This is a genomic window from Saccharopolyspora ipomoeae (assembly GCF_029952525.1).
Taxonomy (GTDB): Bacteria; Actinomycetota; Actinomycetes; order Mycobacteriales; family Pseudonocardiaceae; genus Saccharopolyspora; species Saccharopolyspora ipomoeae.
The window spans coordinates 530,774-556,867 of the sequence record NZ_JASAOF010000003.1; the positions used below are offsets into that span (position 1 = coordinate 530,774).

Here is a 26,094-nt window from a genome sequence, read left to right on the forward strand (position 1 = left end):
GGAACCTTCCTGTCACCACCGGCCCGCGGGACCGCTTCGAGGGGACGGGATTTCGCGACGGGTCGCGTCGCGGGACGTCATGACGCGGAGCGCATCGCCCCGGAGTCGAGCAGGTCCTGGGGAAGACCCCAGTCGCGCAGGACCTCTTCGGTGTGCGCGCCCGGTGTGGCGACCGGTCCGGGCTCGGGGTTGGGGGTGTGGCTGAAGCGCGGGGCGGGAGCGGGCTGCAGGGTCCCGTCACGTCGCACGAGGGTCTGGCGGGCGGCCAGGTGCGGGTGCTGTTCGGCCTCGGCCATCGACAGCACCGGCGCGAAGCAGGCGTCGGAGCCCTCGAACACCTCGGTCCACTCCTGGCGGGTTCGCTGCTTGAACGTCTCGGCGAACGTGGCCCGCAGCTCGGGCCAGTTCGAGGCGTCGTCGCGGTCCGGGACCTTCCCCGTCAGTTCGAGCCGGTCGAGCAGCTCGGCGTAGAACTTGGGTTCCAGCGCTCCGACGGAGATGTGCTCGCCGTCGGCGGTCTCGTAGACGTCGTAGTAGGGCGCCCCGGTGTCGAGGAGGTTGGTGCCGCGTTCGGTGCTCCACCCCCCGGAGCCGAAGAAACCCCAGAGCATGGCGCCCAGGTGCGCGGTCCCGTCGACGATGGCGGCGTCGACGACCTGCCCGCGTCCGCTGGAGCGGGCTTCGAGCAGTGCGGCCAGCACTCCGACAGCCAGGTACATGGCGCCGCCGCCGAAGTCGCCGAGCAGGTTCGCCGGTACCTGCGGCGGCCCGTCCTTGCGGCCGATGAGGTGCAGCATCCCGGTCAGCGACACGTAGCCGACGTCGTGGCCGGAGGTGTGGGCGAGCGGGCCGTCCTGCCCCCAGCCGGTCATCCGGCCGTAGACGAGGCGGGGGTTGCGTTCCCAGCACTGCTCGGGGCCGACGCCGAGGCGTTCGGTGACACCGGGCCGAAGTCCTTCCAGCAGCACGTCGGCCTCTTCGGCGAGGGCGAGCACCGCTTCCGGCCCCTTCTCGTGCTTGAGGTCGACCTGCACCGACCGCTTGCCCCGGTTGAGCAGGTCCTCGCCGCCGCCGGCGGTGCCGGGCCGGTCGACCCGGACCACGTCCGCGCCGAGGTCGGCCAGCAGCATCGAGCAGAACGGCGCGGGACCGATCCCGGCGAGCTCGACGACTTTCACCCCGGCCAGCGGGCCACCCGTTGCCGTCACGACAGAGTCCTCTCCACGACGCGGAAGCCGGAGCCCTCGAACAACGCGGGCCCCAGGACAACGCTGTGTCACGCGACACAAGAATCACGACGCAATCAGTGTTACATCGTTGGTGTAACAGCGGTCAAGGAGTAGCGTGACCGGCATGCTCCGAACTGCGGACGAAGAGCTCACCATCGACGAACTGGCCGCCCGTGCCGGAGTGACCGTGCGGACGGTCCGCTTCTACTCGTCGCGCGGCCTGCTGCCCGCACCGCGTCTGCGCGGTCGTCTCGGACTGTACGGCGCCGAGCACCTCGCGCGACTGGATCTGATCCGCGAGCTGCAGACGCTCGGCTTCACCCTGTCGGCGATCGAGCGGCACCTGCAGCGCATCCCCGAGGGGTCCTCGCCGGACGAGCTGGCGCTGCAGCGGGCGCTGATCGCTCCGTGGACCGATGAGCACGCCGAGGAGCTCGACCGCCACGAGCTGGATCGCCGCGCCGGTCGCCACCTCGACGACGACCTGGTCGAGCACCTGGTGGAGCTGGGGATCCTGCAGCGCATCGACGGCTCCGACGAGCTGCGGCTGCCCAGCCCGGCGATGCTTGGGGTCGGCCTGCAGATCCTCGACCTGGGGCTGCCGCTGGAGATGCTGGTGCAGGCCAAGGGAATCGTCGAGCAGCACACCGCGCAGATCGCGACCGAGCTGCGGGAGCTGTTCGCGGCGAACGTCCTGCGCCCCTACATGGAGCACGGGCGTCCCGAGGACGAGCGGGAACGGGTGCGGGCGGCCACGGACCAGTTGCGTCCGCTGACCATCCAGGTGCTGGTCAACGGGTTCCAGCACGCCGTCAACGACGTCATCCGCGACCACGTCTGATTTCGCCGTTTCTTCCGGATGAGCGGCCAGGTCTACCGGTTGGGCGGAACGTGATTCCAGCTTTCGGCGCTGGTTTCCCTCGACCCTGATCAGGTTTCATCGCCTCAACGCGCGACATTCGCAACCGTCGTTCGGGGCGAGGGGAGATCCGGCTGCGATGAGCACCGTGGACGACTGGGCCGAGGCAGCACTGGAAACGACGATCCCGCGACTGCTCTCCCGCACCACCGCGCGCTTCGCCGACGAACCGGCCCTGACCGACGGCGACCGGACCTACACCTGGAAGCAGACCGGCGAGGAGGTCGAACTGCTGGCCGCTGCGCTGCACGCGCTCGGCCTGCAACGGGGCCAGACCATCCTGTTGATGATGTCCAACCGCGCCGAGCACTGGCTGGCCGATGTGGCCGCCGCGCACCTGGGCGCGGTTCCCAGCACGCTGCACCCGGGGCTGAGCCAGGACCAGGTGCACGCCATCGTCGCGCACAGCCGCGCCCGCGTCGCGGTGCTGGAGAGCGGCGATCAGTTGCGGCGATGGGCCAAGGCGCTGCGCAACGACAGCACGGTCGAGCACGTGGTGGTGCTCGACGAAGCGGTGATGGTCAGCGCCGATCACCGCTTCCGCACCTGGGACGACCTGCGGAGACAGGGCGCGCGCCGGGCGGAGGAGGACCCGGGTCTGCTGCAGCGCGCCGGCGCCCGGATCTCCCCCGGCACACCGGCGGCCGTCGTCTACCCGAGCGAGGACTGCGACCACCTCAAGGGCGTGGTGCTGACGCACCGCAACCTGTGCTTCGCCGCCGCGGCTCTGCACCGCATCAACCGTCCCGAACCGGGCACGACGCGGCTGAGCTACCTGCCGCTGAGCCACATCGCCGAGCGGGTGGCGGGTGTGCACGCGGCGATCCACGACGCCGCGCACGTGCACTTCTGCGGGGACCGCACTCGGGTGCTCGCCGAACTCCCGAGGACCAGGCCCGCGCTGTTCTTCGCCTCGTCGGAGGTGCTGTCGCAGCTGACGGGCGCGCTCCGCGACATCCCTGCCGAGCAGCGCAGCACGCCTCGCGACGGGCAGCGGGTGCGGGCGCGGATCGGCCTGAGCGGCACGGTGTGGCCGTCGACCAGGTCCGGCCCGATCGACTCCGAGGTGCTGGAGCTGTTCAGCGGAATCGGGCTCGAGGTGTGCGAGGGGTGGGGGCTGATCGAGACCACCGGGTGCGCCACCGCGAACCATCCCGACGACCGCCGCACCGGCACGGTGGGCCGCGCGATGCCGGGCGTGGAGCTGCGCATCGCGCCCGACGGCGAAGTGCTGGTGCGCGGCCCGCTGGTGTGCGCGGGCTACCTGGAGGCGGACGGGATGATCCGTCCCGTCACCGACACCGACGGATGGCTGTGCACGGGGGAGGTCGGCGAGCTGGACCCCCACGGGTACTTGACGATCACGGGCCGCAAGGCGGAGCTGTTCGGCGGGAACGTGCCCTTGGCCCGGTAAGCACGACGAGCACGGGAACCTTCCTGTCATTCCGGCTGGAGCACGGGAACCTTCCTGCCACCTGGGGCGGAGGCGTGAGCGGCGACTGTTCCGCCATTCGGACCGGATAACCTCAGGTCATGGCGACCGATGGCGAAGAGCGGACCACACGATGGCCGCGTCGGCTCTACGAGGAGGGCGACGAGCCCGACCCCCGGTTCACGCTGGCCAACGAGCGGACCTTCCTCGCCTGGATCCGCACGGCGCTGGCGTTGATGGCCGGCGGGGTCGGTGTCGAGGCGCTCAACGCCGTGGCCGCCGAGCCCAGCCCCATCCGCACCGTGCTGGCGGTCGCGCTGCTGCTGGCCGGGGTGCTGTGCAGTGCCACGGCCTTCACGCGGTGGGTGTCGACCGAGCGCGCGTTGCGGAGGGGTCGGCCGCTGCCCGCGCCGCGCCTGGCTCCGGTGCTGGGTTACGGGTTGGCCGTGATCGGGGTGCTGGCCTGCGTGCTGCTGTTCGTGACCGGGTTCTGACGGTGAGCGGGAATCAGCCCTGGGATCCGGGTCTGCAGATCGAGCGCACGACGTTGGCGTGGTTGCGCACGGTGTTGGCGTTCATGGCGAGCCTGCTGGTGCTGCTGAAGTTGATCTCTCACCACAGCACGGTCGCGGCGGTGGTGTGCGCGCTGGTGACGTTGCCGTTCAGCGGTGTCGTGGCGTGGCTGCTGTGGCGGCGCCATCGCCGCAGCGAGCGTCGGCTGCGCGCGCGAACGCCACTGCCGGGCGGGGTGTTGCCCGCCGCGACAGCGGCGCTGGCGATGCTCGCCGGTGCCACCGGCGCGGTCTACGTCCTGTTCGCGTAGCGGATCAGGCGACGCGGACGTCGATGTCGATGTTGCCGCGCACGGCGTTGGAGTACGGGCACACCGCGTCCGCGGCCTCGGCGAGCTGCTGCGCCTGGTCGGCGGGAACGCCGGGCAGTTCGACGGCGAGCGCGACCTGGAGGCCGTAGCCGCCCTGGCCGTTCGGGCCGATGCCGACCTCGGCGGTCACCGAGGAACCTTCGATGTCGACCTTCTGCTTGCGGGCGACGACCTGCAGCGCGCTGTGGAAGCAGGCGGAGTAGCCGGCGGCGAACAGCTGCTCGGGGTTGGTGGCACCGCCGGGACCGCCCATCTCCTTGGGGATGGCCAGCTCGAGGTCGACGAGGCCGTCTGAGGTGCGGGTGCGGCCGGCGCGGCCGGCTCCGGTGGCGGTGGCCTCCGCGGTGTAGAGAACGGTCATGATCGCGTCTCCTGATTCTCGGTGACCCGGCGGGCCGCGTCGTTCAACGTGGTCGTCAGGTTTTCCAATGTGGACCGAAGTTCCTCGACGTCGCCGAGTTGCATCCCGGTGGCGGCGACCATCCGCTGGGGGATGTCGCGCGCCTGCTGTCCGAGCGCGCGCCCGTCGTCGGTGATCGCGACGCGCACCGACCGCTCGTCGGTCTCGCTGCGCGCGCGGACCAGGACTCCGCGAGCCTCGAGTCGCTTCAGCAGGGGCGACAGCGTTCCGGAGTCGAGCCGGAGCAGAGCTCCGAGCTCTTTGACGGTGAGCGACTCGCGTTCCCACAGGACGAGCATCACCAGGTACTGCGGGTAGGTCAGGCCGATCTCGTCGAGGAACGGCCGGTAGAGGTTGGTGAACGCCCGCGACGCGCTGTGCAGCGCGAAGCAGAGCAGCCGGTCCAGCGTCGTTCCGGGTTCTGTCGCCACGCCACGAACAGTAGCGCACCATTCAGTTGTGCACAACTTAATTGGGCACAATGATGCTGCGGGTGTTCGCGTCGAAGGTTCCCCCGATACTCGAACGAGCAGGTCAGGGGCGCGCTGAGGCCCGAGGCGGTGACAGGGAGGTCCCCCTGCTCACCCCGGGCCGCCGTTCAGCATTCGATGACGTTGACGGCCAGGCCGCCGCGCGCGGTCTCCTTGTACTTGACCGACATGTCGCGACCCGTCTCCCGCATCGTCTTCATGACCTTGTCGAGGGACACGTAGTGCGTGCCGTTGCCCCGCAGGGCCATGCGCGCGGCGGTGATCGCCTTGACCGATGCGACCGCGTTGCGCTCGATGCACGGGATCTGCACCAGCCCGCCGATGGGATCGCAGGTGAGCCCGAGGTTGTGCTCCATCGCGATCTCGGCGGCGTTCTCCACCTGCTCTGGCGTGCCGCCCAGCACCTCCGCCAAACCGGCCGCCGCCATCGAGCAGGCCGAGCCGACCTCGCCCTGGCAACCGACCTCGGCACCGGAGATCGAGGCGTTCTCCTTGAACAGCACCCCGATCGCCCCTGCCGTCAGCAGGAATCGCACCACACCGTCCTCATCGGCACCGGGGACGAAACGGGCGTAGTAGTGCAGAACGGCGGGAACGATGCCGGCCGCGCCGTTGGTCGGAGCCGTCACCACGCGCCCGCCCGCCGCGTTCTCCTCGTTGACCGCCAGCGCGAACAACGTGACCCACTCCAGCGGGTCGTCGCGGTCGGTCAACGACGCCAACAGCTGCGCCGCGCGCCGCCGCACCTTCAACCCGCCCGGCAGCTCACCGGTGTTGCGGCACCCGTTGTCGACGCATTCCCGCATCACCCGCCAGATGTCGAGCAGCCCCGCGCGGACGGCCGGCTCCTCGCGCCACGACAGCTCGTTGGCCAGCATGACCCCGCTGATCGGCAAACCAGACCCGGTGCTGTGCAGCAGCAGATCGGCCCCGGTGCGGAAGGGCATGGGAACCTTCGTGTCATCGGCCTTGACCCGATCCGCCCCGGCAGCGTCCTCGTCCACGACGAAACCGCCACCGACCGAGTAGTAGATCGCCGAGTCGAGCTCCCCTCCGTCGTTGCCGAGGGCGGTGAACCGCATCCCGTTGGGATGCTGCGGCAACGACTTGCGCCGGTGCAGCACCAGATCGCGCGCAACGCTGAAGGGCAGCACCTGGTCGCCGCCGAGCCGCAACATGCCGCTGCGCTCGATCTCGTCGACGCGCTCCGCGCCGGCCACCGGGTCCACCGCCTCCGGGCGGTTCCCCTCGAGCCCGAGCACCACGGCTCCCGGGCTGCCGTGACCGTGACCGGTCGCGCCGAGAGAACCGAACAACTCCGCTTTGACCTTGTTGACCTGGGAGATCACGCCGTTCTCGCGCAGCCTGACGGTGAACCGCTGCGCAGCGCGCATCGGCCCCACGGTGTGCGAGCTGGACGGACCGATTCCCACCGAGAACAGGTCGAAGACACTGATCGCCATTGATCGCCTCGCCTCGTTCCGGGCTCCGCGACTACTCGTTGATCAAGTCGGAGTACTGCTGGGCCGTGAGGGTCGCACCGGTCTCGGTGACGCGCACCTCGATCAGCCAGCCCTCGCCGTAGGGGTCGGAGTTGACCACGGCCGGGTCGTCGACCGCGGCTTCGTTGATGGCCACGACCTCACCGGTGACGGGTGCGAACAGGTCGCTGACGGACTTGGTCGACTCGAGCTCACCACACGCCTGACCGGCCTCGATCTTGTCGCCGACCTCGGGGAGCTGCACGAAGACGATGTCGCCGAGGGCGCTGGCGGCGTGCTCGGTGATGCCGACGCGGGAGATCTCGCCGCGGTCCTCGATCCACTCGTGCTCTTCGGTGTAGGCCAGGTTGGTGGGCAGCGTCATGAGGGAGGCTCCAAAGCGGTTTCGAGGGGCGTTGATCCCCGGTTTCGGCTGGGCCTCCCCCTCTGTTGCGGAACCTGAGAGCTTCGCCGCGGCGGCGGCTTGCACCGTGGGTGGCACGTCTGCGTCGACGAGCGCTTTCCAGAGTCGCCTCGCCCGAGCGGTCGTGGGTGCCTGAGAGTTTGCTGGGGAGTGTTGCTCCTTCGGCGCCCTGCGCTGCTGGCAGGGTCTCTCCCGCACGGGGTCGATGGCCGGTATGCGATTGTCGATGTGCTCAGCAACGATAAACGCGCCAGCGGCACTGTCAATGCACATGTGATCTCCGCCGGTGCGTCTTGGTCGAGGAGGCCCCTTCGATGCTCGACATCCGGGCGCTGGTCGAGCGGGTCGGACCGGCTCTGCTGCGCACCGTGATCAGCCCGGAGGCCAGCACCGTCGCCGGTGATGTGGTGATCGCCGAACCGGATCAGCCCACACCCGCCACCGGTGGCGACCTCGTGCTGGGCGTGGGCATCGCCGATCGCGAGCAGGCGCTGCGGCTGGTGCGCGAGAGCGGCGAGAGCGGAGCGGCGGCGGTGCTGCTCAAACCCCCGGTGGCGGCGCTCGCCGAGGTGGTGGAGGCGGTGCGCGAGGCGGGGATCGCGCTGGTCGAGGTGCGGCCGGGCACGGCGTGGGCGCAGCTGGTGTGGTTGATCCGCGCGGCGCTCGCGGGCGGGATCCGGCAGACCGAGGAGAGCGGGGTCGGGGTTGCCGACCTGTTCCGGCTGGCCGACGCGGTCGCCGACGTCGTGGACGCCCCGGTGACCATCGAGGACGCCCACTCCCAGGTGCTGGCCTACTCGGCCCGGCAGGACCTGACCGATCCGGCGCGGATCTCCACGATCATGGGACGCAAGCAGCCGGACGACGTGCTCGCGAAGTTCCGTGCCCGCGGCACGTTCCGGCAGCTCACCAAGGGCAGTTCGGCGATCTTCGTGCCCGCGCAGCAGGACGGCACGCTGCCGCGGCTGGTGGTGCCGATCCGCATGGGAGGCGAGCTGCTCGGGTCGATGTGGGCGGTGGTGCCGGGACCGGTCTCGGAGGAGCGCGCCACGGCCTTCGCCGACACCGCGCCGCTGGTGGCGTTGCAGTTGTTGCGCTGGCGCGCGGTCGCCGACGTGCAGCGGAAGCGCTCGGCGGAGCAGGTGCGGCTGCTGCTCGACGGAGGGGACGGCTGGCGCTCGGCAGCCACCGAACTGGCCGTGCCCAACGAGGAGCACCGGGTGATCGCGATCGAGATGCCGGCGTCCGACGAGCCCGCCGAGGGGCAGCGGCTGGCGATGTGGGAGCGGATCACCCGCGGCATCGGGCGACGTCCGCTGGTCACCGAGATCGGCTCGGTGCTCTACGCGCTGGTGCCCGATCGGGGACGCGGTGGCGGCTGGCCCGAGTTGCGCCAGGCCCTGCTTTCGCACGAGTTGTCCCCTCGCCCCCTCGTCGCGGTGGGAACGTCCGTGCCGGTCACCGACGTGCCGCGGTCGCGCGCGCAGGCCGATGAGCTGATCGGGCTGCTGCGCACGGGCCTGGTGCGGCAGCGCGTCGCGGTCTACGACGACCTGTGGCACCTGCTGGTGCTGAGCCGGATGGCGGGGGCCGCCACCGATGCCGGGGTTGCCACGTTGGGTCCCCTGCCGATGCTGCGCGAGCACGATCGCGCGCAGCACACCGACTACCAGGCCACCCTGCACGCGTGGCTGCGTCATCCCGGTGACCCGCGTCAGGCGAGCCGGGAGCTGCGGGTCCACCCCAACACCTTCCGGTACCGGATGAAGCGGATCGGCCAGCTGGTGGACGTCGACCTCGACGACCCCGACGTCCGGTCGGCGCTGCTGGTGCAGTTGCTGGCCGAGCGGTGGGCTCAGCACGGCTGAGTCCGTCGCGGGGCGAACACGGGAACCTGTCTGTCACCACCGGCCCCGCACGCACCGCTGTTGTGCCGGCAGCACAAAGCCCCCCACCCAATCTCATGCCGCGGACATGATGCGTCCTGCGCCACATCGTCCGATCGTTGTTTCCACACGACGAAAGGACCCCACGGTGAAGATCGCAGTGCCTCGCGAGATCAAGAACAACGAGTATCGGGTGGCGATCACTCCTGCCGGTGTGCACGAGCTGACCGCGCGTGGTCATGACGTGTTCGTCGAGGCGGGCGCCGGCGCCGGATCGTCCATCCCGGACGAGGACTACCTCGCTTCCGGCGCGAAGGTCCTGGCCGCCGCCGACGACGTGTGGGCGGAAGGCGACCTCGTGCTCAAGGTCAAGGAGCCGATCGCCGAGGAGTACCCGCGGCTGCGCCGGGACCAGGTGCTGTTCACCTACCTGCACCTGGCCGCCTCGGCCGAGCTGACCGACGCGATGCTGGACTCGGGCGTCACCGGCATCGCCTACGAGACGGTGCAGACCCCGGATGGCGGGTTGCCGCTGCTGGCGCCGATGAGCGAGGTCGCCGGGCGGCTGGCGCCGCTGGTGGGAGCGCATTCGCTGATGCGCCCCAGCGGTGGCCGCGGCGTGCTGCCGGGCGGCGTTCCGGGGGTGCACCCGGCCCGGGTCGTGGTGATCGGCGGCGGTGTCGCCGGGCTCAACGCGGCTCGGGTGGCCCTGGGCATGGGCGCCGACGTGGAGCTGCTGGACACCAACGTCGACAAGCTGCGCGAGATCGACCGCGACTTCCACGGCCAGATCCGCACCGTCACCTCCAACCGCTACGCGGTGGAGCAGGCGGTCCGCTCGGCCGACCTGGTGATCGGCGCGGTGCTGATCGCGGGAGCGAAGGCCCCGAAGCTGGTGTCCAACCACCTGGTCTCGGAGATGAAGCCGGGCAGTGTTCTGGTCGACATCGCCATCGACCAGGGCGGGTGCTTCGCGGACTCGCGTCCGACCACGCACGACGATCCGACCTACCGGGTGCACGACTCGGTCTTCTACTGCGTGGCGAACATGCCGGGCGCGGTGCCCAACACCTCCACGCACGCGCTGACCAACGTGACCCTGCCCTACGTGCTGCGCATCGCGGAGGCGGGCTGGCGGCAGGCCTGCCGTGGCGACGCGGCGCTGGCCGGTGGCCTCAACACCCACGACGGGCACTTGGTCAACCAGGCCGTCGCCGAGGCTCACGGCCGCACGAGCCTGCCGCTGAACAGCGTCCTGGACTGACTTCGGCCGGGTCGATCGCGCCTCGGGGTTGCGCGAAAGGTTCCCCTCCTCGCAGCCCCGCCGGTCTTCGTTGACAGGAAGGTTCCCTTGCTCGCGCGCGATGGCATCGACGGGCACCCGGTCACGTCCGAGCGGCTGCGGCACCGGAGCAGAACCGCGGGATGATGTTGCTCTCCTGCGGCTCTGCCCGGCACACCCCCAAGTGATTACACAATCGTGGAATCTCGACAGAGATTAGTATCAAATGCGATAATCCGTCAATCGGGGGAACGGACCTGGGGGTGATCCTGTGCCCGAGAAGCACGAGAGCACGGTGAGCGATCAAGGGGACACGCTGGCGGAGAGGCTGGCGTGGCTGCGGCGATCGTTCCCCGACCCGGAGACCGGGCGGCCGTACGAGGTCAAGCGGATCTCCGCGGAGACCGGCATTTCCGGATCGCAGCTCTACAAGATCCTCAGCGGGGAGTCCCCGAACCCGGGCTGGCAGCACCTTCGGGCGCTGGCGGCGTTCTTCCGCGTTCCGCTCGACACCTTCGACTCCGGTGAGCACGCCGACTCGGTGCGGGCCCAGCTCGCGACGCTGGTCGAACTCCGGGAGCTGAAGGAGTCCGGTGTGGAATCGCTCAGCTTGCGCGGGCTGACCCCGGCCCAGGCCGAGCGCATCCGCGGTGTGGTCGCCGATCTGCGCGACAGCAACACCGCGAGCAACGATGACGCATGATCCGGAACATGAGCATGCGTCGGCGACCGCACCGTTCCGCTGCGCGCGCCTGGTGCTCATCCCGGGCGATGATCGCGGCGTGACCCCCTCCGACGATCACACCCAGCCCGGCACGATGCGGGCGTGGTGCCAGGAACTGGCGTCCGCGCTTCCGCTGCCGACGCCGTGGGACCTGCGCACGTTCATCGACGAGCTGGGGCGTGCCCGCGGGCGCCCGATCACGCTGCGCCAGGTCTCCGCGGTGGAGTCCGAAAGCCCCTGCGGCGCCCTGATCTCGCTCGCCGACCACGACGTGATCGGCTACGTGCCCAGCACCCCGCTGCACGAGGAGCACATCATCCTGCACGAGGTCGGGCACCTGGTGTGCGGGCATTCGGACACCAAGCTGGCCGATTCGCCGATGGTGGCCGCCTTGGTGCCGGACCTGTCGCCCGAGCTCATCCGCAGCGTCCTGGGGCGCTCCGCGTTCGACGCCGTCACCGAGCAGCAGGCCGAGCTCGTGGCCAGCCTGTACCTCTACCGCGCCGGGCGCGCACCGGCGCCGCTGCGGGGCGTGCGCAAGCTGGACGCGCGGTCCGGCCGCACCCTGCGCGAGATCCAGGCGACGTTCGGCAGCGCTCGCCGACGCGGGCCCGAGAAGCGATGAGCAGCATCGTCCTCTCCTGCGTCGGTCTGATCGCGGTGCTGGCCGCGGTCGGCAAGGCCGTTCAAGGCCACCGCAGGCGGTCCCTCACGCCGAGCACGCTGTACCTGTGCGGCGCGATCGGCAGCGTGGGCCTGTCCGCGGCGCTGGTGGCTCCGGCTTCCCTGAGGTGGATGTCGACCTGGGAGCCCGTGCCCAACCTCGGGCGTCTGGTGGCCAACGTCCTGGCGATGCTCGCCGCCGTGTGCGTCCAAGGTTTGGTGGCGCACCTGCTGCACGAGCCGGCGCGCGCCCGCGCGGTGATGCGCGTGCAGATACCGATCATGGTCCTGGCGTCGGCGGCGATGGCGCTGCTGCTGCTCACGGCCGATCTCCCGTTCCACCTGGCCTACTTGGCCGGCTACGCCCACCACCCGGCCGTAGCCGCCTACATCGTCGTGTTCACCCTCTACATCCTCTGGTCGACGTCGGTGTTCGGCTGGTTCTTGCACCACTACATCGCACGAACCCCGCGCAGGTGGCTGCGCGCCGGGCTGCGCACGATCCAGGCCGGGTGCCTGGCATCGGCGGGGTGGGCAGCGGCCAAGATCACCGGTGCGCTGTGGGTGGTGAGCGGCCGCAGCCCCGTCGCGATGGAACCGGTGGCGGACCTGGCGAGCGCGTGCGCCGCGGCGTGCGTCGCCCTGGTCGCCGCCGGGGCGACCATGCCCGTCTGGGGCCCGCGCGCGGCGGTCCCGGTCTCGTGGGGCCGCGCGGTGCTCCAATCCCGGCGGCTGCGGCCGTTGTGGCAGCGGCTGGCCGGCGAGCTGCCGCAGATCACCTTGCCCGCCGCCACGTACGCCCACGCCGACGCGCGGTTCGCCCTGTACCGGCGGGTGGTGGAGATCCGCGACGCCCAGCTGGTGCTGCGCTCCTACGTCCACCCCGAGGCCCACGCGTGGGCTCGCCGCGCCGCCGAGCGGGCGGGGCTCGGCCCCCGGCGCACCCATCAGGTCGTCGAGGCGGCGTGCTTGGCCAGCGCGCTGGACGCTCACGCCGCGGGCCAGCGGCATCAGCCGGACCCGGACGAATCCACCGCGCCGTATCGCGGCGTGGGCTCGGATCCGCACGCCGAGGCGCGGTGGTTGATCGAGATCGGCCGCCTCGTGGAACGCTCCCCGATCGTGGCCGACATCCGGTCCCGCAGCCGAGCCGACGTTCCCGGCTGAGCTCTCAGCCCAGGGCGGCGAACAGGCCGCCGCCGACGGCGGCGCCGATCAGCGCGCCGAGGACGACCTGCGCGGTGGTGTGGTCGCGGACCTGCACGCGCGACCAGGAGATCGCCGCCACCAGCACCATCAACGCCCAGCACACCGGGTGGTAGGTCACGGCGAGGATCACCACCGCGCCCGACGCCACCGCCGAGTGCATCGAGATCTTCCACCGCGCCGTGATTCCTCCCGTGACGAGCAGGGAGGCGATCATGGCGACGTCCAGGACGATCACCTGCCGCGGCGCTCCCAGGGCGACCAGCAGGCCCAGGCCGACCAGGCTCATGACGATCAGCGCGATGAGGGGAACCAACCTGCCCGCGCGGTCGCGGACGTGGTGGCCGTCCCACCGGCCGGTCCTGGCTCCCCAGACGATCACCGCCATCGGGAGGATGCTGCTGGTGGCCGCGACGAGCAGGCCCCAGCCGAGCGCGGGGAGCACTCGGTGCGTCGCGCGCCAGGCCACCGCCAGCGGCAGCAGGACGACGATCACCCACGGCGCGAACAGCTCGGTGAGCACGCGCGCCAGTCGGTCGCGCAGGTCGCGCGCCGGGCTGCCGATCGTGGTGTTCTCGGTCGTCGGGCAAGCGTCCACGGGCACAGTTTCACATGCTCAGCGGACCGCACCCGCCAGCAGCTCACCACCACCAGCGCGAGGTTTGGGGAATTTGCCCCTAGTTCGAATTCGAATTGGTGGATGAGCAACTCAAGTCCGAATGCGGGGCAATTGCCGGAGCGCACGAATCGCAGTGCGGCGAGAAAAGGGGAATTAGGGGCGGCCCGCTCAACCAGCCTGGGGGTCACCGGGAGCAGGCCGCCACGCTCAGTGTAGGGCAAGATCGCCGGTTTGCCGACGACGTGAGCGAGCCCTTCGCCGCCAATTTTCAGCCGAATCGATAACCACTCGATGGGGTGAGTCTCGCCGGGTGGCCGTGCAGGCGTGAACCGCTGATGCCGATGTCACCCATCGGAGTAACGGCGGGTGACTGATCGACGGACGCTCCCGCCGGAAACTCCGTGGCAGCAAAAGCACGCTGAGGGTGGGAGAAAAACGTGACGGACACGGCACTGCGCAAGGCGGTTCTCGACCGGCTCGACACGCTGGACAGAGCGATGGGCGAAGGCGCTCCCGAAGTGCTTCTCCCCATTGCCCGATCCGAACTGCATCGACTCACCGAAGCCCTCCAAACCCTGTTAGCCGATCACGAACCCGACAAGGACGGACGCTGCCCGTCCTGCCGCGGAACGCTGCGCGGCCGCCCCTGGCCCTGCAAGGTGTGGCAGGCCGCGCACCACCAGCTCATCACCGAGCGCTCCGCCTCGCAGGAACGTCGCAGCAACCTCCGCCGCCAAACCGGATCGCACCCCCGCACCCCCGAACCCGAGGTCCCGGTGATCAGCGAGCCGATCGTGTCGACCGTCGGACGAGGCCCCTCCGACTGGGACACCGACGAGTTCATCCGGCCCGACCTGACCACCGTCCCGATGACCCCGCCTCTGCTCGCCCAGCCGGCCGACGCCGAGCGCGGCACGATCTACCGCGCGGCCGTCGTCGAACGCTCCTGACCTGCCGCTCTCCCCCACGTCCGGCTCCCGATGACCTTTGCGGCCGCGACACCGCACCGGGCCGCGCCCGCCTGTCCGGCAGGATGGGGGCCGTCAGGGTTGGCACACCGACGGGTGACCGGACGTGGGAGGGCGCGTGCACGACGGCAGCGGTCGCATCCACGTGCAAGGGCTGAACAAGACGTTCGGCCCCGTGCACGCGGTGCAGGACCTCAGCTTCACGGTGCAGCCCGGCGCGGTCACCGGTTTCCTCGGCCCCAACGGGGCGGGCAAGACCACGGCGCTGCGCATGATCCTCGGCCTGGTCGCGCCCACCTCGGGCACCGCGACCATCAACGGACTGCCGTTCCACCGGCTGCCGAAGCCCGGCGGGATCGTCGGGGCGGTGCTCGACGCGCACGGGTTCCACCCGAACCGCACCGCCCGCCACCACCTGCGCTGCTACGCCGCCGCGATGGACGTCCCCGACTCGCAGGTGGACCGGGCGCTGGAGCTGGTCGGCCTGGCCGCCGCCGCGGACCGCAAGACCGGCGGCTTCTCGCTGGGCATGCGGCAACGCCTCGCGCTGGCCACCGCGCTGCTCGGGGATCCGCAGATCCTGGTCCTCGACGAGCCCGCCAACGGCCTGGATCCCGAGGGGATCGCGTGGTTGCGGGGTTTCCTGCACGCGTTCGCCGCCGGGGGCCGCACGGTGCTGATGTCCAGCCACTTCCTCCGCGAGATCGAGAACACCGTCGACCGGCTGGTCATCATCAGCCAGGGCCGCTGCGTCTACGACGGGCACGTCGAGGAGCTGCGCGCCGCCCAGCAGGCCCGCGCGCTCGTGCAGGCCGACAGCCCGGAGGTGCTGGTCGGCAAGGTCCAGGAAGCCGGTTTCGGGGTCGAATACCTGCCGGACGGGCGGCTGGCCGTGATCGGGGCCGATTCCCGCGCGGTCGCCGACCTGGCGCGGGAAGCGGGCGTCGCGCTCTACGCGATGCAGGACGAGCGCATCGACCTGGAGCAGTTGTTCTTCCGCCTCACCCACGGCCAGTACGCGGGACTTCCGCAGTACGCCCCGCCGAGAACGTGGACGGGCCGGCCAGGCGAAGGTGGGGACGTGTGATGATCGCGCTGATCAAGGCCGAGTACCGGAAGATCTTCACCACCAGCCTGTGGTGGGCGCTGCTGATCCCCGTGGTGGTGCTGGGGTTCGGCGCGGGCTGGTTGGGCACCGCCTTCGGCGGGATCATCGACATGGTCGAGGAGTTCAGCGCGTCCCTGCCGCTGGGCCTGCTGTCGGTGGCGCTGTCGACGAACTTCGGCACGATCTTCGCGCTGCTGTTCGGCGCGATGTCCTTCGCGGGCGAGTTCCGCTCCAAGTCCATCACCACGACCTACCTCACGGCCAACCCGCGCAGCTCGGTCCTGTGGGCGAAGCTGATCGCCTGCGCCGGCATCGGGGTGCTCTACGGCTTGGCGAACGTGCTGGTCGCGAGCTTCGGCGCGCTGCTCGGCGCCGGCCAGGACATGGGCAACTTCGGCGGCCTCGGCAGCTGGCTCGGCGTCGGCGGGGCCGGTGTGCTCGCGATGCTGCTGTGGACGCTGCTCGGGGTCGGTTTCGGCGCGCTGATCGCCAACTCCGTCCTGGTGATCATCCTGCCGCTGGTCTACAAGTTCGCGGTCGAGTTCATCCTGTCGATCAGCCTGATCGACACCGCGGTCTCGGGCATCAGCCCCTACCTGCCGGGCGCGGCCGGCAACGGGATCGTGTCGAACCTGGCGGTGCCGCTGTTCGTCTCCGCGGTGGCGGGACCCGACGAACCGAACACGCCGCGCGCCGCGTTCGAACTCCTGCACCTGTTCTTCGGCGGCACCTACGGGCACCCGTGGTGGGCGAGCCTGCTGACGTTCCTCGGTTACACCGCGCTGTTCGTGGCCGGGGGCTGGTTCGTGAGCACGCGGCGCGACGTGGTGTGAGGAAGGGAACCTTCCTGTCATCCCGCACGGGCTGCGGGCGAAATGACGGGAAGGTTCCCTTCCTCACGCGTTGGCGCCGGTCACACCGCGGGATCGGTGGTGCTGCGACGTCGGTGCGGCGGCCTAACCTGACGGGGTGAGCGACTCCGAGAATCCCCGCCGTTCCTCCGGCGGCTGGATCCGTCGCCTCTTCGCCGCATGTCGGCGCCACCCGGTCGCGTTGACGTTGGCGATGGGCGCCTCCGTGACCGCAGTGGGGCTGGAGGCGCTGGTTCCGCTGCTGACCAAGCTCGCGGTCGACGACGCGGTGGCCCGCAGCACCGAACGGCTGTGGTGGATCGTGCTCGTGCTGCTGGTGCTGGGGGTGTTCCGGTTCGCGGCCGCGTTCGTCCGCCGCTACAGCGCCGGACGCCTGGCCTTGGACGTGCAGCACGACCTGCGGCGGGCGGTGTTCGCCGCGATGCAGCGGCTCGACGGGGGCAAGCAGGACGCGCTCCGCACCGGCCAGGTGGTGTCGCGGTCGATCAGCGACCTGCAGCTGGTGAACTCGCTGCTGTCGATGCTGCCGCTGGCGGCGGGCACCGCGGTGCTGGCGGTGTTCGCGATCGCGGCGATGCTGTGGCTGTCCCCGCTGCTCACGGTGGTTGCCTTGATCGTCGCGCCGCTGATCGCGGTCGTCTCGGCGCGCAGCAAGAAGCGGTTGTTCCCGGCGACCTGGTCGGCTCAGCAACGCGCGGCCGACATCGCCCAGCACGTCGAGGAGACCGTCACCGGCGTGCGCGTGGTCAAGGGCTTCGGGCAGGAGGAACGGGAGGTCTCCCGGCTGGAGACGCGGGCGCGGCGGCTGTTCGCCGCGCGGCTGCGCGCGGCCCGCATGACCTCGCTCCCGGCCGCGAGTCTGGCGACGCTGCCGTCGGCCGGTCAGGTCGGCGTGCTCGGCCTGGGCGGCTGGATGGTGCTGCAGGACCAGGTGAGCTTGGGAACCTTCGTGGCATTCGCCGGCTACGTGGCGATGCTGTCCGGCCCGGCCCGCATGCTCTCCAGCGTGATGATCCAGGCCCAGCTGGCGCGGGCCGGGGTCGAGCGCATCCACGAGCTCACCGACTCCCAGCCCGAGGTCGAGGAGAAGCCCGACGCCCGCAGCCTGCCCGAGGGGCCTCTGGAGGTCCGCCTCGACGAGGTCGGGTTCGGCTACACCCGCGATCAGCCGGTGCTGCGGGACGCGACGTTGCGGGTCCGCCCGGGCGAGACGGTGGCGTTGGTGGGGCCGGCCGGATCGGGCAAGTCGACGGTGTCGCTGCTGCTGCCCCGCTTCTACGACGTGCACTCGGGCCGCGTCGCGATCGCCTCCGCTGACACCGGGGAGACCTTCGACCTCCGCGACCTGCGGCTGGATTCGCTGCGCGGCGCGGTGGGCGTGGTCTTCGAGGAAGCGTTCCTGTTCTCCGACACCATTCGCGGCAACATCGCCTACGGCCGCGCCGACGCGAGCGAGGAGGACGTGATCGCGGCGGCGAAGGGCGCGGAGGCCCACGAGTTCATCTCCGCCCTCCCGGACGGGTACGACACGACCGTCGGCGAGCGGGGTCTGACGCTGTCCGGGGGCCAGCGGCAGCGGGTGGCGCTGGCCAGGGCCCTGCTGTCGAACCCCCGGGTGCTGGTGCTCGACGACGCGACCTCGGCGGTCGATCCGGCGACCGAGGCCGCCATCCACGACACGCTGCGGTCGGTGACAGCGCAGCGCACGACTCTGCTGATCGCGCACCGGCGCTCGACGCTGGCGCTGGCCGACCGGATCGCGGTGCTCGACGGGGGACGCGTCGTGGACGTGGGCACCGAGAGCGAGCTGCGGGAGCGGTGCGAGCTGTTCCGGTCGTTGCTGGCCGGTCCCGGCGAGACCATCGACGAGCCGCACGACGGTGGGGCGGACGTGTCCCCCGACGACATCACCCCGGAGCTGTGGCGACGGGAGGAGCAGCCCGCGGATGAGGTGACGGGAACCTCCGTGTCAACGCCGGGCAGGCACGGCATGGGTGAGGGGTCCGTTCCTCCCACTCCGGAGTTGGTCGAGGGCATTCGCGCGTTGCCGCCGGCGAGCGATCTGCCTCGGGTGCGGGGAACCGATCCGACGGCGCCCGACCCGCAGTTCCGGCTGGCGCGCCTGCTGCGGCCGATCCGGTGGGGGTTGGTGCTGACGGTCGCCCTGGTCGCCGGGGACGCGTTGACCTCGGTGCTGCTGCCGTCGCTGGTGCGGCACGGCATCGACAGCGGTGTCGGGACCGGCAACGTCGACACGTTGTGGCTGGCCACGGGCCTGGCGGCGGTGCTGGTGGCCGGTGGCTGGCTGGTGATCAAGCTGCAGACGGTGATCACCGCCCGCACCGGCGAGACCCTGCTCTACGTGCTGCGGTTGCGCAGCTTCGCGCACCTGCAGCGGTTGGGCCTGGACTTCTACGAGCGGGAGCTGGCCGGGCGGATCATGACCCGGATGACCACGGACGTCGATGCGCTGTCGTCGTTCTTGCAGACGGGTTTGGCGACGTTCGTGGTGAGCGTGCTGACGTTGCTGGGCATCGCGGGCGCGCTGCTGTTCACCGACCCGTCGCTGGCGCTGGTGGCGATGGCGGTGCTGCCGGTGCTGGTGGTGGCCACGATCGTGTTCCGCAGGGTCTCGTCGACGGCTTACGCCGAGGCGCGGGAGCGGGTCAGCACCGTCAACGCCGACCTGCAGGAGAACGTCTCGGGTATGCGGGTCGCCCAGGCCCACCGCCGCGAGGGCCACGCCGCGACGGTGTTCGCGCAGCGCAGCGATGCTTATCGGCGTTCGCGGCTGCGGGCTCAGCGCTACATCGCCACGTACTTCCCGTTCGTGGCGCTGCTGTCGGAGATCGCGCAGGCCGCGGTGCTGGGAGTGGGGGCGACGCGGGTCGCTTCGGGTGAGCTGACGGCCGGCGTGCTGGTCGCCTTCCTGCTGTACCTGGGGTTGTTCTTCTCGCCGGTGCAGCAGCTGTCCGGTGTGTTCGACGCCTACCAGCAGGCTCGTGTCGGGTTGCGGCGCATCGGCGAGCTGCTGCGCACGCCGACGTCGGTTCCGGAGCCCGCCGAGCCGGTGGAGGTGCCCGAGCGGCTGCGCGGCGAGGTGGAGTTGCGGGACGTCTCGTTCCGCTACCCGGGCACCGAGCAGTGGGCGCTGCGGGACGTGAACCTGCGGGTGCGGCCCGGGGAGACGGTGGCGCTGGTGGGCGCCACGGGTGCCGGGAAGTCGACCTTGATCAAGCTGATCGCCCGGTTCTACGACGTCACCGACGGTGCGGTGCTGGTCGACGGGACGGACGTGCGCGGCTACGAGCTGGCGGCGTTCCACCAGCGGCTGGCGGTGGTGCCGCAGGAGGGGCACCTGTTCACCGGCGACGTCTCCGACAACATCACCTACGCCCGCCCCGATGCCGGGCCTGCGGAGGTGGAGGCCGCCGCCCGCGCGGTGGGGGCGCTGCCGGGGATCGCGATGCTGCCGCACGGGTTCCGGCAGGAGGTGGGTGAGCGCGGTCGAGGTCTGTCAGCGGGCCAGCGCCAGTTGGTGGCGTTGGCGAGGGCGCAGCTGGTGGAGCCGGACGTGCTGCTGCTGGACGAGGCCACGGCGGCGCTGGACCCGGCGACGGAGTCGATGGTGGTGGCGGCCAGCGACCGGTTGGCGGCGCAGCGCACCACGTTCGTCGTCGCGCACCGGTTGGGCACGGCGGCCCGCGCGGACCGGATCGTGGTGGTCGACGGCGGGCGCATCGTCGAACAGGGCGGGCACGAGGAACTGCTGGCCCGGCACGGTCACTACGCGCGGCTGTGGCGGGCGTCCGACGCGCACGACTCACCTGGGGGCGGTGCCGTGGCGGAGACGAGCAACATCGCGTGAGGAGGGGAACCTTCCTGTCACCCCGGGTCCGCGAGGGGAGCGCTACTTCTGGGTCACCGCGAGGTCGCCGACGGGTGTGAGGAGGGGAACCTTTCTGTCACGATCGCCACATCTCAGCCCGCGAGCGCACGCAACGGAATCAGGCGGACACGGTCCGCGATCGCTAAACGGAAAAATCGGACACTCGGGTGAGAGCCGGTGGGAGCGCTCCCGCCATGCGGTCGATTCGGTTACCAGTTGAGAACACAGCGTGGCGGTGAAACGCCATAATGGACCCGTACGACAACCCGTATGGACCAGCGCTGAACGGCGCTGATCAGCGAACGAAGCACGCTCAGGACGGCTGATGATCACTCGAACGGCTCGGGCGGGGTCTCATCTCCGCTGGCCGGACGATCCTGATCGATTCTGTGACAGGAGTCCTTCCGCCGAACGGCCGTCCTGTGTGTCAACCTCGCGAATCGGGCGGCTAGCCTGGTACCCGAGTGTGTCTGTAAATCACGAGCATATGGATCGAGGCGAACGCCAGCCGTGTCCAGCAGCCCCGCGTCACAGTTCGGCCCCAATGAGTGGTTGATCGAGGAGATGTACGAGCAGTTCCTCCAAGATCCCACTTCCGTAGACTCGGCGTGGCACGAATTCTTCGCCGACTACAAGTCGGACCAGGCGAAAAACGAGAACACCGCTACCGCTGCTGCGGCCGGCGCTGCAGCGGCCCCGACACCGACGGCCACAGCGACCCGCGCCGCTGAGACCAACGGCCAGGCGGCCGCCGCGCCCGCGGCCAAGCCCGCCGCACCGAAGCCCTCCCCGCAGCAGGCCGCCAAGGCCGCGCCGGTGAAGCAGCCGCAGGCCGAGGGCGACGTCAAGACCCTGCGCGGTGCCGCGGCCGCGATCGCCAAGAACATGGACCAGTCGCTCACGGTCCCCACCGCGACCAGCGTGCGCGCGGTGCCGGCGAAGCTGCTGTTCGACAACCGGATCGTCATCAACAACCACCTCAAGCGGAACAAGGGCGGGAAGGTCTCCTTCACGCACCTGATCGGCTACGCGCTGATCAGGGCGGTCAAGGACTTCCCGAACATGAACCGCCACTACGGCGAGGACGCCAAGGGCAAGCCCGCGTCGGTCACGCCGGAGCACATCAACCTGGGCCTGGCCATCGACATGCCGGGCAAGGACGGGTCGCGCAACCTCGTGGTCGCCTCCATCAAGGGCTGCGAGGACATGACGTTCTACCAGTTCTGGCAGGCCTACGAGGACATCATCCGCAAGGCGCGCGGTGGCGCGCTGACCGCGGACGACTTCTCCGGCACCACGATCTCGCTGACCAACCCGGGCCCGTCGGGCACCAACCACTCGGTGCCGCGGCTGACCAAGGGGCAGAGCGCGATCATCGGTGTCGGCGCGATGGACTACCCCGCCGAGTTCCAGGGCGCCAGCGAGAAGACGCTGGTCGACATGGGCATCAGCAAGATCGTGACGCTGACGTCCACCTACGACCACCGCGTCATCCAGGGCGCCGAGTCCGGTGACTTCCTGCGCCGCGTGCACCAGCTGCTGCTGGGCGAGGACGGGTTCTTCGACGACATCTTCGCGTCGCTGCGCATCCCGTACGAGCCGGTGCGCTGGACGCAGGACATCCCCGAGGGCGCGGTCGACAAGACCGCCCGGGTGCTCGAGCTGATCGACGCCTACCGCACCCGCGGCCACCTGATGGCCGACATCGACCCGCTGAACTACCGGCAGCGCCGGCACGAGGACCTCGACGTCCTGTCGCACAGCCTCACCCTGTGGGACCTGGACCGCGAGTTCGCCGTGGGCGGTTTCGCCGGCCGCGAGAAGATGAAGCTGCGCGACGTGCTCGGCGTGCTGCGCGACTCCTACTGCCGCACCGTCGGCGTGGAGTACATGCACATCCTGGAGCCCGACGAGCGCGAATGGCTGCAGCAGCGGGTCGAGAAGCCGCACACCAAGCCGGACTCGACCGAGCAGAAGTACATCCTGTCGAAGCTCAACGCGGCCGAGGCCTTCGAGACGTTCCTGCAGACCAAGTACGTCGGGCAGAAGCGGTTCTCGCTGGAAGGCGCCGAGACCGTGGTGCCGCTGCTGGACGCGGTGCTGGACAACTCCGCCGCGCACGAGCTCGACGAGGTCGTCATCGGCATGCCGCACCGCGGCCGGCTGAACGTGCTGGCCAACATCGTCGGCAAGCCGATCTCGCAGATCTTCCGCGAGTTCGAGGGCAACCTCGACCCGGGCCAGGCCCACGGTTCCGGTGACGTGAAGTACCACCTGGGCGCCGAGGGCAAGTACTTCCGGATGTTCGGCGACGGCGAGACGAAGGTGTCGCTGACCTCGAACCCGTCCCACCTGGAGGCCGTGGACCCGGTGCTGGAGGGCATCGTCCGCGCCAAGCAGGACATCCTGGACAAGGGCCAGGAGGGCTTCACGGTGCTGCCGGTGCTGCTGCACGGTGATGCCGCGTTCGCCGGTCAGGGCGTGGTCGCCGAGACGCTGAACCTGTCGCTGCTGCGCGGTTACCGCACCGGCGGCACGGTCCACGTGATCGTCAACAACCAGGTCGGCTACACCACCGCGCCGGAGCACTCGCGTTCCAGCAAGTACTGCACCGACGTGGCGAAGATGATCGGCGCGCCGGTCTTCCACGTCAACGGCGACGACCCCGAGGCCTGCGTGTGGGTCGCGCGGCTGGCCGTGGAGTACCGCCAGGCGTTCGGCAAGGACGTCGTGATCGACATGGTCTGCTACCGCCGTCGCGGCCACAACGAGGGCGACGACCCGTCGATGACGCAGCCGAAGATGTACGACGCGATCGACAAGATGCGCAGCGTCCGCAAGGTCTACACCGAGTCGCTGATCGGCCGCGGTGACATCACCGTGGACGAGGCCGAGAAGGCCCTCAAGGACTACGCCGCGCAGCTGGAGCACGTGTTCAACGAGGTCCGCGAGCTGGAGAAGCACCCGCCGACGCCGAGCCCGTCGGTGGAGTCCGAGCAGCAGGTTCCGCGTGGTCTGTCGACCGCGATCTCGCAGGAGTCCCTGGAGCGGATCTCCGAGGCGCAGATCAACCTGCCGGAGGGCTTCGCCCCGCACCCGCGCGTGAAGCCGGTGCTGGAGCGTCGCGCCAAGATGGGCCGCGAGGGCGGCATCGACTGGGCGTTCGGCGAGCTGCTGGCGTTCGGTTCGCTGGTCATGGAGGGCCGCCAGGTCCGCCTGACCGGTCAGGACAGCCGCCGGGGCACGTTCGGTCAGCGCCACTCGGTGCTCATCGACCGCAAGAACGACTCCGAGTACACGCCGCTGCAGAACCTCTCGGACGACCAGGGCAAGTTCCTGGTCTACGACTCGGCGCTGTCGGAGTTCGCCGCGCTGGGCTTCGAGTACGGCTACTCGGTGGGCAACCCCGAGTCGCTGGTGCTGTGGGAGGCGCAGTTCGGTGACTTCTTCAACGGCGCCCAGTCGATCATCGACGAGTTCATCTCGTCCGGTGAGGCCAAGTGGGGCCAGCGCTCCGACGTGGTGATGCTGCTGCCGCACGGCCAGGAGGGCCAGGGCCCGGACCACAGCTCGGGCCGCATCGAGCGGTGGCTGCAGCTGTGCGCCGAGGGGTCGATGACGGTCGCGATGCCGTCGACTCCGGCGAACTACTTCCACTTGCTGCGGCGGCACGCCCTCGACGGCATCCACCGCCCGCTCGTGGTGTTCACGCCGAAGTCGATGCTGCGCCTGAAGGCCGCGACCAGCCCGGTCGAGGACTTCACCGAGGGCAAGTTCACGTCGGTCATCGACGACCCGGCCCAGCCGGACCCGTCGCAGGTCAAGAACCTGGTGCTGTGCACCGGCAAGCTCTACTACGAGCTGGCGGCCTACCGCGACAAGAACGGCATCACCGACACCGCGGTGGCGCGGCTGGAGCAGCTCTACCCGCTGCCCCACCGCAAGCTGGGCGCCCTGTTCGAGCGGTACCCGAACCTGGAGTCGGTCCGCTGGACGCAGGAGGAGCCGGCGAACCAGGGTGCGTGGCCGTTCCTGGGCCTGGCGCTGACCGAGCAGTTCCCGGAGCTGATCGGCAAGCTCAAGCGGGTCTCGCGTCGTCCGATGGCCGCCCCGGCCACCGGTCTGGCGAAGGTCCACGAGGTCGAGCAGGCCGAGGTCGTGTCGAACGCCTTCGCCTGATCTCCACGGCTGAAGCGGGCCGTCGGTTCCTCCCGGAACCGGCGGCCCGCTTTTTCGCGCCCGGGCGGGGCGCGGTGGGGCGGCGGAGTGTGCACGGGAACCTTCCGCTCATCTCGGCCGGGGTTGTCTCGTTGTGGTGAAGGGTCGTTTCGTACCCTGCTGTTCCCGACCGCACCGCGTCGAAGATCGACCGAGCACTAGGAGGAAGCGGTGTATTTCACCGACCGCGGCATTGAGGAACTCGAGGAGCGTCGCGGTGACGACGAGGTCACCTTGGCGTGGGTCGCTGACCGGATGCGGGCCTTCGTGGACCTCAATCCGGACTTCGAGGACGCCACTGAGCGTTTGGCGACCTTCCTCGCGCGCGACGACGCCGACGACGAGTGAGCCGGGCCCGGCCGCGCACCCCCTGCGAGCGCGGCCGGGCCACGTTCAGGGGCGCAGCACGGCGCGCCCGGAGATCTCGCGTCGTTCGATGGCCGCGTGGGCGTCGGCGACCTCCTCCAGCGGGAAGCTGCCGCCGATGGCTGGGGTGATGCGTCCCGCGGCGGCCTCGGCCAGGGCCTTGCGGAGCAGGTCCAGACGCCGCTCGCGCGTGGCGTGCTGGATGTCGAGGAGCCCGGTGACGGTCACGCCGCGCCGACCGGCCTCGGTGGTGTCGATGTCGGCGAAGTCGCCGTCGGAGGCACCGTAGGCGATGACGCGCCCACCGTCGCCGACGGCGCGGAACGCGTCGCGACCGTAGTGCCCACCGGCTCCGTCGAAGAGGACGTCGACTCCCCCGGTCAGGTCGCGGACCCGTTCCGCCCAGTCCGGTGCGCCGTAGTCGACTGGCTCGGCGCCGAGTGCGCGCACGCGGCCGAGCTTCTCGTCACCGCGCGCCGCACCGATGACGTGCGCTCCCGCGGCGGCGGTGAGTTGGACGATGATGGACGCCGCTCCCCCGGCGGCCGCGGCGACGAGCACTTTCTCCCCCGGTCGCACGGCCGCGTGGTCGGCGAGTTGCAGGGCTGTGACCGCGTCGTGCAGCAGCACCGCGGCCGCCTGCTCGTCGAGCCCGTCGGGGACCACCACGAGTTCGCCGGTGGGGACGGCGACGAGTTCGGCGCAGGTGCCGCTGTTCTCGGTGCTGGCGACGACGGTCTTGCCCAGCCACGCCGGGTCGACGCCCTCGCCGAGCGCGACCACGTCCCCGGCCACGCCGTCGCCGGGGACGTAGGGCGGGTTCATGTCGAAGTATTCGCGTCCCCACCCCTGGCGGAGCTTGGTGTCGAGGAACAGCACGTCCACGGCTGCCATCTTGACCAGGACTTCTCCGGCTCGTGGTTCGGGGTCGGGTCGTTCGATCACCGACAGGACTTCCGGTCCGCCGAACTTCGTCACCTGCACCGCTCGCATTTTCGATCACTCCGCTCTCGGTCGACTGCACCCACCCTCGG

General features: G+C 70.4%; 22 protein-coding genes and 2 riboswitches. Of the genes, 15 read left to right on the top strand and 7 right to left on the bottom strand.

Features of this window, described 5'->3' with window-relative positions; translation table 11 throughout:
- Nucleotides 1–77: 77 nt before the first annotated feature.
- Nucleotides 78–1,208 (bottom strand): CaiB/BaiF CoA transferase family protein, encoded by a 1,131-nt coding sequence (locus tag QFW96_RS09105; RefSeq protein WP_281455102.1) that lies wholly within the window; start codon nucleotides 1,206–1,208, stop codon nucleotides 78–80.
- 145 nt (nucleotides 1,209–1,353) lie between these two features.
- On the opposite strand from QFW96_RS09105, the gene QFW96_RS09110 reads away from it, so the two are divergent.
- The 4 genes from QFW96_RS09110 to QFW96_RS09125 all read left to right on the top strand — a co-directional run bounded on the left by QFW96_RS09110 (nucleotide 1,354) and on the right by QFW96_RS09125 (nucleotide 4,403).
- Nucleotides 1,354–2,070, top strand: coding sequence for a MerR family transcriptional regulator (locus tag QFW96_RS09110; protein WP_281455103.1), 717 nt, complete (start codon nucleotides 1,354–1,356; stop codon nucleotides 2,068–2,070).
- 157 nt (nucleotides 2,071–2,227) lie between these two features.
- On the top strand, nucleotides 2,228–3,562 hold the full coding sequence (locus tag QFW96_RS09115) for an AMP-binding protein (protein WP_281455104.1): 1,335 nt from the start codon (nucleotides 2,228–2,230) through the stop codon (nucleotides 3,560–3,562).
- A 119-nt stretch (nucleotides 3,563–3,681) separates the two neighbouring features.
- A complete protein-coding gene (locus QFW96_RS09120) occupies nucleotides 3,682–4,074 on the top strand; it encodes a YidH family protein (protein WP_281455105.1) in 393 nt (130 codons plus the stop codon).
- A gap of 2 nt (nucleotides 4,075–4,076) precedes the next feature.
- Entirely contained in the window at nucleotides 4,077–4,403 is a 327-nt protein-coding gene (locus QFW96_RS09125) for a DUF202 domain-containing protein (RefSeq protein ID WP_281455106.1), read from the top strand.
- Nucleotides 4,404–4,407: 4 nt separating this feature from the next.
- Here the strand turns inward: QFW96_RS09125 and QFW96_RS09130 are convergent, their stop codons facing one another.
- The 4 genes from QFW96_RS09130 to gcvH all read right to left on the bottom strand — a co-directional run bounded on the left by QFW96_RS09130 (nucleotide 4,408) and on the right by gcvH (nucleotide 7,220).
- The gene (locus QFW96_RS09130; RefSeq protein WP_281455107.1) at nucleotides 4,408–4,824 is read right to left on the bottom strand and encodes an organic hydroperoxide resistance protein; all 417 of its coding nucleotides are present in this window, start codon (nucleotides 4,822–4,824) and stop codon (nucleotides 4,408–4,410) included.
- Nucleotides 4,821–5,294: a MarR family winged helix-turn-helix transcriptional regulator gene (locus QFW96_RS09135; protein WP_281455108.1), complete on the bottom strand. Its 474-nt coding sequence runs from the start codon at nucleotides 5,292–5,294 to the stop codon at nucleotides 4,821–4,823. Before QFW96_RS09135 ends, QFW96_RS09130 begins: the two co-directional genes overlap by 4 nt.
- Before the next feature lie 167 nt (nucleotides 5,295–5,461).
- Entirely contained in the window at nucleotides 5,462–6,817 is a 1,356-nt protein-coding gene (locus tag QFW96_RS09140) for an L-serine ammonia-lyase (RefSeq protein WP_281455109.1), read from the bottom strand.
- Between the two features lie 31 nt (nucleotides 6,818–6,848).
- Nucleotides 6,849–7,220 carry a glycine cleavage system protein GcvH gene (gene gcvH / locus QFW96_RS09145; protein ID WP_281455110.1) on the bottom strand — a complete coding sequence of 124 codons (372 nt, stop codon included), beginning with the start codon at nucleotides 7,218–7,220 and terminating at the stop codon, nucleotides 6,849–6,851.
- Between the two features lie 52 nt (nucleotides 7,221–7,272).
- Nucleotides 7,273–7,368, bottom strand: a riboswitch (glycine riboswitch).
- Nucleotides 7,369–7,464, bottom strand: a riboswitch (glycine riboswitch).
- A gap of 109 nt (nucleotides 7,465–7,573) precedes the next feature.
- Between gcvH and QFW96_RS09150 the strand changes: the two genes are divergently transcribed.
- The 5 genes from QFW96_RS09150 to QFW96_RS09170 all read left to right on the top strand — a co-directional run bounded on the left by QFW96_RS09150 (nucleotide 7,574) and on the right by QFW96_RS09170 (nucleotide 12,981).
- The gene (locus QFW96_RS09150) at nucleotides 7,574–9,127 is read left to right on the top strand and encodes a helix-turn-helix domain-containing protein (RefSeq protein WP_281455111.1); all 1,554 of its coding nucleotides are present in this window, start codon (nucleotides 7,574–7,576) and stop codon (nucleotides 9,125–9,127) included.
- Nucleotides 9,128–9,293: 166 nt separating this feature from the next.
- Nucleotides 9,294–10,409 (top strand): alanine dehydrogenase, encoded by a 1,116-nt coding sequence (ald, locus tag QFW96_RS09155; protein ID WP_281455112.1) that lies wholly within the window; start codon nucleotides 9,294–9,296, stop codon nucleotides 10,407–10,409.
- 289 nt (nucleotides 10,410–10,698) lie between these two features.
- On the top strand, nucleotides 10,699–11,130 hold the full coding sequence (locus tag QFW96_RS09160) for a hypothetical protein (protein ID WP_281455113.1): 432 nt from the start codon (nucleotides 10,699–10,701) through the stop codon (nucleotides 11,128–11,130).
- Between the two features lie 79 nt (nucleotides 11,131–11,209).
- Entirely contained in the window at nucleotides 11,210–11,776 is a 567-nt protein-coding gene (locus QFW96_RS09165; RefSeq protein WP_281455114.1) for a hypothetical protein, read from the top strand.
- On the top strand, nucleotides 11,773–12,981 hold the full coding sequence (locus QFW96_RS09170; protein WP_281455115.1) for an MAB_1171c family putative transporter: 1,209 nt from the start codon (nucleotides 11,773–11,775) through the stop codon (nucleotides 12,979–12,981). The genes QFW96_RS09165 and QFW96_RS09170 overlap by 4 nt, the downstream gene beginning before the upstream one ends.
- 4 nt (nucleotides 12,982–12,985) lie before the next feature.
- Here the strand turns inward: QFW96_RS09170 and QFW96_RS09175 are convergent, their stop codons facing one another.
- Nucleotides 12,986–13,624: a phosphatase PAP2 family protein gene (locus QFW96_RS09175; RefSeq protein ID WP_425524732.1), complete on the bottom strand. Its 639-nt coding sequence runs from the start codon at nucleotides 13,622–13,624 to the stop codon at nucleotides 12,986–12,988.
- Between the two features lie 452 nt (nucleotides 13,625–14,076).
- On the opposite strand from QFW96_RS09175, the gene QFW96_RS09180 reads away from it, so the two are divergent.
- The 6 genes from QFW96_RS09180 (at nucleotide 14,077) to QFW96_RS09205 (ending at nucleotide 25,042) form a co-directional block, all read left to right on the top strand.
- The gene (locus tag QFW96_RS09180) at nucleotides 14,077–14,589 is read left to right on the top strand and encodes a hypothetical protein (protein ID WP_281455116.1); all 513 of its coding nucleotides are present in this window, start codon (nucleotides 14,077–14,079) and stop codon (nucleotides 14,587–14,589) included.
- A gap of 136 nt (nucleotides 14,590–14,725) precedes the next feature.
- Entirely contained in the window at nucleotides 14,726–15,694 is a 969-nt protein-coding gene (locus tag QFW96_RS09185) for an ABC transporter ATP-binding protein (protein ID WP_281455117.1), read from the top strand.
- The gene (locus tag QFW96_RS09190; RefSeq protein ID WP_281455118.1) at nucleotides 15,694–16,548 is read left to right on the top strand and encodes an ABC transporter permease; all 855 of its coding nucleotides are present in this window, start codon (nucleotides 15,694–15,696) and stop codon (nucleotides 16,546–16,548) included. The genes QFW96_RS09185 and QFW96_RS09190 overlap by 1 nt, the downstream gene beginning before the upstream one ends.
- A gap of 136 nt (nucleotides 16,549–16,684) precedes the next feature.
- On the top strand, nucleotides 16,685–20,455 hold the full coding sequence (locus QFW96_RS09195) for an ABC transporter ATP-binding protein (protein ID WP_281455119.1): 3,771 nt from the start codon (nucleotides 16,685–16,687) through the stop codon (nucleotides 20,453–20,455).
- Nucleotides 20,456–21,040: 585 nt separating this feature from the next.
- A complete protein-coding gene (locus QFW96_RS09200) occupies nucleotides 21,041–24,655 on the top strand; it encodes a multifunctional oxoglutarate decarboxylase/oxoglutarate dehydrogenase thiamine pyrophosphate-binding subunit/dihydrolipoyllysine-residue succinyltransferase subunit (protein WP_425524739.1) in 3,615 nt (1,204 codons plus the stop codon).
- Nucleotides 24,656–24,865: 210 nt separating this feature from the next.
- Nucleotides 24,866–25,042: a DUF6104 family protein gene (locus tag QFW96_RS09205; protein WP_093413728.1), complete on the top strand. Its 177-nt coding sequence runs from the start codon at nucleotides 24,866–24,868 to the stop codon at nucleotides 25,040–25,042.
- A 45-nt stretch (nucleotides 25,043–25,087) separates the two neighbouring features.
- Here QFW96_RS09205 and QFW96_RS09210 read toward each other — a convergent pair whose 3' ends face one another.
- On the bottom strand, nucleotides 25,088–26,053 hold the full coding sequence (locus tag QFW96_RS09210) for a zinc-binding dehydrogenase (RefSeq protein ID WP_281455121.1): 966 nt from the start codon (nucleotides 26,051–26,053) through the stop codon (nucleotides 25,088–25,090).
- Nucleotides 26,054–26,094 lie beyond the last annotated feature (41 nt).

Coding starts and splice junctions, on each gene's coding strand:
- QFW96_RS09200 (WP_425524739.1), top strand. CDS start 21,041: ATGTACGAGCAGTTCCTCCAAGATCCCACTTCCGTAGACTCGGCGTGG.
- QFW96_RS09115 (WP_281455104.1), top strand. CDS start 2,228: ATGAGCACCGTGGACGACTGGGCCGAGGCAGCACTGGAAACGACGATC.
- QFW96_RS09130 (WP_281455107.1), bottom strand. CDS start 4,824: ATGACCGTTCTCTACACCGCGGAGGCCACCGCCACCGGAGCCGGCCGC.
- QFW96_RS09150 (WP_281455111.1), top strand. CDS start 7,574: ATGCTCGACATCCGGGCGCTGGTCGAGCGGGTCGGACCGGCTCTGCTG.
- QFW96_RS09140 (WP_281455109.1), bottom strand. CDS start 6,817: ATGGCGATCAGTGTCTTCGACCTGTTCTCGGTGGGAATCGGTCCGTCC.
- QFW96_RS09110 (WP_281455103.1), top strand. CDS start 1,354: ATGCTCCGAACTGCGGACGAAGAGCTCACCATCGACGAACTGGCCGCC.
- QFW96_RS09170 (WP_281455115.1), top strand. CDS start 11,773: ATGAGCAGCATCGTCCTCTCCTGCGTCGGTCTGATCGCGGTGCTGGCC.
- gcvH (WP_281455110.1), bottom strand. CDS start 7,220: ATGACGCTGCCCACCAACCTGGCCTACACCGAAGAGCACGAGTGGATC.
- QFW96_RS09190 (WP_281455118.1), top strand. CDS start 15,694: ATGATCGCGCTGATCAAGGCCGAGTACCGGAAGATCTTCACCACCAGC.
- QFW96_RS09210 (WP_281455121.1), bottom strand. CDS start 26,053: ATGCGAGCGGTGCAGGTGACGAAGTTCGGCGGACCGGAAGTCCTGTCG.
- QFW96_RS09120 (WP_281455105.1), top strand. CDS start 3,682: ATGGCGACCGATGGCGAAGAGCGGACCACACGATGGCCGCGTCGGCTC.